The following is a 5680-nucleotide window of genomic DNA, read 5'->3' on the forward strand; positions in this document are numbered from 1 at the left end:
TGACCGCCCCCGCCACGGCCAGCCGGGTAAGAGGAGGACCCCTGTGTTCCATCGACGGCGTGCCACCATGGCCGCCTTCCTGCTTCCGGCGATCGTCGTGTACGGCATGTTCACGCTGTATCCGCTGGTCCGCGGCGTCTACCTGAGCATGACCGACAGCCTCGGCGGACCGATCGCCAACTTCGTCGGCACCGACCAGTACCGCGCCATGGCCGACGACCCGAAGGTCACCGCCGCCCTGTGGCACACCGTGCTCTACGCGGCCGTGGTCGTCGTCACGCAGAACGGCCTCGGGCTGCTCTTCGCGAGCCTGCTGTTCCGCCGCCCCAAGGTCCGCAAGGGGCTCAGCGTCGTGCTGCTCACGCCGGCCCTGATCTCCCCGGTGATGGCCGCCTTCATCTGGTCGTACCTGTTCGCCCCGACCGGCGGCATCAACGCGCTGCTGGACGCGGTCGGCCTGCACAGCCTGGAACACGTCTGGCTCGGCGACACCTCCACCGCGCTCTACTCGGTGGCCGCCGTCAACATCTGGATGTTCACCGGCTACTCCTGCGCGATCTTCCTCGCCAGTTACATGAGCATGCCGACCGAACTGCTGGAGGCGGCGGCACTCGACGGCGCGAGCGGCTGGCGCCGCTTCGCCAGCATCGAATGGCCGCTGCTGGCCCCCGCACTCACCGTCAACGTGACGCTCAGCCTCATCGGCTCCCTGAAGGTCTTCGAGTTCCCCCTCGTGCTGACCAACGGCGGCCCGGCGGGCGCGACGGACACGCTGACCCTCCTCGTGTACCGCAATGTCTTCGGCGGCGGGAAGTTCGCCTACGGAGTCGCGCTGTCGGTCGTCCTCCTCGTGACCGTGGTCGTCCTGTCCAGCGCCACCTCCTCCCTGCTCCGGCTCCGCGAACGACGCGTCTGACGCGACGGACGGACCCCCGGAACACCGGATCACGAACAGGAAACCGACGGATCGCCACCATGACCACAGACATCTCCGCACCGCCCCTCGCACCCCGGTCCGGCGCTCCCGCCGGCCGCCCCTCACCCCACCGGCTGCGCCGCCTAGGCGGCGGTCTCGGCACCGTCCTGCTCTGCCTGGGCACCCTGCTGTTCGTCCTGCCGTTCCTCTTCACGATCGCCACCTCACTGCGCACGGCGGCGGACGTGGCCCGCTCCCCGCTGGGCATCCCGCACTCGCTGACCTTCAAGAACTTCACCGACGCGTTCAGCCAGATCCACTACGGGCGGAGCACTCTCAACACCCTGCTCATCACCGGGCTCTCCTGCGTGGCCATCACGGTGTTCGGCTCACTCGCCAGCTATCCGCTGGCCCGGATCACCCAGCACTGGTCCACCGCGGTGTACCGGCTGTTCATCCTGGGGACGTCGATCCCGGTGTTCGTCGTGGTGGCACCCCTGTACCTGCTGATGCGCGACCTCAACCTGCTGGACAGCTACGCGGGCGTGGTCTTCATCTACACGGCCCTGTACCTCCCGGTCGCCGTGTTCTTCTACACCAGCTTCATCCGCTCCATCCCGGTCGACCTGGAGGAGGCGGCCTCACTCGACGGCTGCGGGGCCTTCCGTACGTTCTTCACGATCATCCTGCCGCTGCTGCGGCCGGTCACCAGCACGATGCTGACCTTCGTCGCCCTGCAGGTCTGGAACGACCTGGTGGTCCCTCTGGTGTTCCTCCAGGACCCGGACAAGCGGACCGTCATGGTCAACGCGTACTCGTTCATCGACCCGCACACCGTGCAGCCGACGACCCTGTTCCCCGCCGCCCTGCTCGGTGTCCTCCCGCTGCTGCTGATCTTCGTCTTCCTCCAGCGCCAGGTGGTCGCCGGTATGTCCGCCGGCGCGGTCAAGTCATGAGCCCGGCCGGTCCGTGGCCCCCGTAGCCCCCGGGAACACTTCGTGGTCGGCCCTCTGGACCAGCCACTGACCCGGTCGGCCACCGACCCGGTCAACCACTGACCCACCGAGCCGTCGACCCGGCCGGTCAACCGGGGCGAGCGGCCACCGGGGCGACCCCGGTCGCTCCCCGTCCCCCGGTTCCCGTTCCGCGTCGCTCCCGCCGCCCTCCCCCGCCCGCGGGACCGCACCCTCACCCGACCGACCCCACCGTCCAGGGGCACACCCGCGCCCCGACGTCCCGGAAGGACCATCCCACGATGTACGTGGTCTCATACTTCACCGACGCCGACGAGGCACTGCACCTGGCCTACAGCCACGACGGCGAGGAGTTCGCGTCGGTGAACGACGGCCGGCCCGTCCTGCGGGGCACGGTCGGCACCGGCAGACTGCGCGACCCGTTCGTCGGGGTGGGCCCCGACGGCCTGTTCCATCTGCTGGCCACCGACGGCTGGACGAGCCCCTGCATCGTCCACGCCACCTCGGCCGACCTGCTGACCTGGTCGGACCAGGAACTCGTCCCGGTCATGGCCGGTGTCGAGGGAGCCCACAACGCCTGGGCCCCGGAGTTCTTCCTGGACCGCACGACCGGGCTGTACCACCTCATCTGGTCGTCGGTCGTCGAGTCCGGGAGCACGGCCGAGGGCCGCGACTACGAGCACGTCGGCCAGGACCACCGCATCTGGCACTGCACCACCGAGGACTTCAGAACCTTCTCGGCGCCCGAGCTCTTCTTCGACCCCGGTCACTCGGTCATCGACGCCACCGTGCGGGAGGCCGACGGCGGCGGATTCCTCATGGCCTTCAAGGACGAACGCGGCACCAACGACCTCGCCACCGCCCACAAGGACATCCACCTGATCACCTTCGACACCCCCGGAGGCCCGTACACCTCCTCAGCGGGGCCGGTCACTCCCTCGGTGGTGGAAGGGCCGTCGATCTTCCGCCACGACGACGAGCTGGTCATGATCTTCGACCACTACCTCGAAGGACGGTACGGAGCCGCCCGCAGCCGTAACGGCGTGGACTGGGAGTCCGTCTCCCTGGCCCTGCCGCCGGGCATGCGGCACGCCTCCGTCCTCGAAACGCCGGCACTGGCGTCCCTCCCGCCGCGCTGAGGTGACCGCGGCCCCGCCAAGACTCCGGGCGTACCCGCTTCGGCCCGCCCGGTACCGGAAGACCCGTGTCGCATCCCGCGACCCGGAGGACTCAATCACCCAGCAAGGAGCGCCGCAATGAAGCGTCGCAGATCGGATCGCCCGGGCCTCGGGACATCCCGCGTCCTCACCCTGCTCGCCACGCTGGCGGGCGCCCTCCTCCTCCCGGTTCCCGCCGCCATGGCGGCAGGCAGCACCTACTACGTCGACTGCTCGGCCGCGGCCAACGGCAACGGCACCCAGGCCAGTCCCTGGAACTCCGTCACCGGCGTCAACAACACCACCTTCGGCGCCGGCGACAACATCCTCTTCGCCACCGGCACCACCTGTTCCGGCCAGCTCGCCCCACAGGGATCGGGCACCGCCGGCAGCCCCGTCACCATGGGGTCCTACGGCACCGGTGCCAAGCCGGTCATCAACGCGGGCGGCGCCACCGGTCCCGTCATCCACCTGCTCAACCAGCAGTACTGGGAGATCGGCGGCCTGGAACTCACCAACCCCGCCGCGTCACCCGCGTACCGCTCGGGTGTCCTCGCCGAGAACAGCTCCGGCGGCGTCCTGCACCACATCCGGGTGCACGACATGAGCATCCACCACATCAGCGGTTACTCAGGCGGCTGGTACGCCACCAACGCGGGCGTCGGCGTCCAGACCGACCACACCACACCCGTCTCCACCTGGGACGACGTGGTTGTCGAGAACAACACCTTCGACCATGTCGACCGCATCGCCGTCGCCGTCACCCCGGACGGGGACGGCCAGGGCACCGGCCAGACCACCGGCACCGTCATCCGCGACAACACCATGACCTACGACGGCGCGGACGACATCCTCGTCGTCAAGAACGACGGCGCCCTCATCGACGGCAACAAGGCCGGCTACGGCGGCGCCAAGGCCACCTGCCCGCCGTCCGGCCAGTACTGCAACGGCGCCTCGGCCGGCATCTGGATGTCCGGCAGCAACGACACCGTCGTCCAGAACAACGAGGTCTACTGCCACGTCAACGGCGCCGACGGCACCGGCTACGACGTCGACTGGGGCAACCACAACACCACGTTCCAGTACAACTACAGCCACCAGAACCTCGGTGGCTTCATGCTGATCATGCCGCCCTTCACCATCGCCAACGAGCCCACCTCGACCGTCCCGAGCGACGGCACGGTGATCCGCTACAACGTCAGCGAGAACGACGGCACGAACGCCGGCTGCCCCGCCGCCGGCACCCCCACCCACGGCACGGGCGTCTTCCACCTCGTCGGCAACGTCCCCAACAAGAGCGGCAGTTCGGTCGCCGTCCCACAGATCTACAACAACAGCATCTACGTCAACAAGAGCGGCCTGAACACCCCGGTCCTGTACTCCCGCCGGGGCACCAGCATCACCGGGACGCTGTCCTTCCGCAACAACGCGGTGTTCAACTACGGCACCGGCGGCTACTTCACCACCAGCGCCGGATCCGTGTACTCCAACAACCTCTTCTACGGCACCCACCCGTCCTCCGAGCCCGCCGACCCGGCCAAGGTCGTCACCGACCCCGAGTTCCGCAACCCGGGCAACACCGACGCCTCCTCCTCGTACACCGGCACCGCCGCCTACCAGGTGCACGCCTCCTCCCCCGTGATCCGGGCCGGAGCGGTCATCAGCGGCAACGGCGGCAAGGACGCCTTCGGCAACACCGTCTCCGCGACGGCCGCGCCCAACATCGGCGCCGACAACGGCACCGGCGGCAACCTCGTCGCCAACGCCGGGTTCGAGAGCGGCGCGATGAGCCCCTGGACCAACAGCGGCGGCGCCCCGTCCGTCACCTCCTCGGGCGCCCGCACCGGTGGCTACGCGCTGACGACCCAGGCGAGCGGCAGCGGCGCCAACCAGAACCTGACCGGCCTCAGCCCCAACACCACCTACCTGCTGACCGGTTGGGCGAAGGTGGCGAACGCCGGGGAGACCCTCGCGATCGGCGTCAAGAACTACGGCGGCACGGAGACCTTCACCAACGTCGCCACGACGTCGTACTCCCAGGCGGCGGTGCTGTTCACCACGGGCGGCTCCAACACTTCGGCCCTGATCTACTGCTGGAAGAACACCGGCGGCACCGGCACCGGCAACTGCGACGACCTCGCGGTGGAACGGATCTCCACGCCGGCCAACGCCCTGACCAACGCGGGCTTCGAGACCGGCTCCCTGAGCCCGTGGACCCGCAGCGGCAGCGGCGCCCAGTCCAACGCGGTCGCCTCCAACGCCCGCACCGGCACCTACTCCCTGCAGACCGGGGCCGCTACCAGCGGGGTCGAGCAGTCCGCCACGGGCCTCGCCTCCGGCTCCACCTACCTGCTGACCGGCTGGGCCAAGGTCGCGACCGGCGGTGAGCAGGTCGCCGTCGGGGTCAAGAGCTTCGGTGGCACCGAGACCTACCTGCGCACCTCCGCCACCGCCTACGCCCAGCAGCCCGTCTTCTTCACCACCGGGAGCACCAACACCTCGGCGGCGGTCTACTGCTACAAGGACGCCGGTTCCGCGGCCGGTTACTGCGACGACTACTCCCTGATCAAGCTCTCCTGACGGCAGCCGCCCCTCGGGAAGAAGGGTTTCTTCGCAGTAGCAGTAGCGGCGGC

The 5680-nt window shown here is 69.2% G+C and carries 4 protein-coding genes; all 4 read left to right on the forward strand.

The window, feature by feature from the left end; all coding sequences use genetic code 11:
* Positions 1–43: 43 nt before the first annotated feature.
* The 4 genes from STRTUCAR8_RS14015 (at position 44) to STRTUCAR8_RS14030 (ending at position 5627) form a co-directional block, all read left to right on the forward strand.
* Positions 44–916 carry a carbohydrate ABC transporter permease gene (locus tag STRTUCAR8_RS14015; protein WP_048818765.1) on the forward strand — a complete coding sequence of 291 codons (873 nt, stop codon included), beginning with the start codon at positions 44–46 and terminating at the stop codon, positions 914–916.
* A 59-nt stretch (positions 917–975) separates the two neighbouring features.
* The gene (locus STRTUCAR8_RS14020; protein WP_006376394.1) at positions 976–1872 is read left to right on the forward strand and encodes a carbohydrate ABC transporter permease; all 897 of its coding nucleotides are present in this window, start codon (positions 976–978) and stop codon (positions 1870–1872) included.
* A 299-nt stretch (positions 1873–2171) separates the two neighbouring features.
* Positions 2172–3029: a glycoside hydrolase family 43 protein gene (locus STRTUCAR8_RS14025; RefSeq protein WP_006376397.1), complete on the forward strand. Its 858-nt coding sequence runs from the start codon at positions 2172–2174 to the stop codon at positions 3027–3029.
* Positions 3030–3146: 117 nt separating this feature from the next.
* The gene (locus STRTUCAR8_RS14030; protein WP_006376396.1) at positions 3147–5627 is read left to right on the forward strand and encodes a carbohydrate binding domain-containing protein; all 2481 of its coding nucleotides are present in this window, start codon (positions 3147–3149) and stop codon (positions 5625–5627) included.
* The last annotated feature ends 53 nt before the right edge of the window (positions 5628–5680 follow it).

The sequence above is a fragment of the Streptomyces turgidiscabies Car8 genome (assembly GCF_000331005.1).
Classification (GTDB): Bacteria; Actinomycetota; Actinomycetes; order Streptomycetales; family Streptomycetaceae; genus Streptomyces; species Streptomyces turgidiscabies.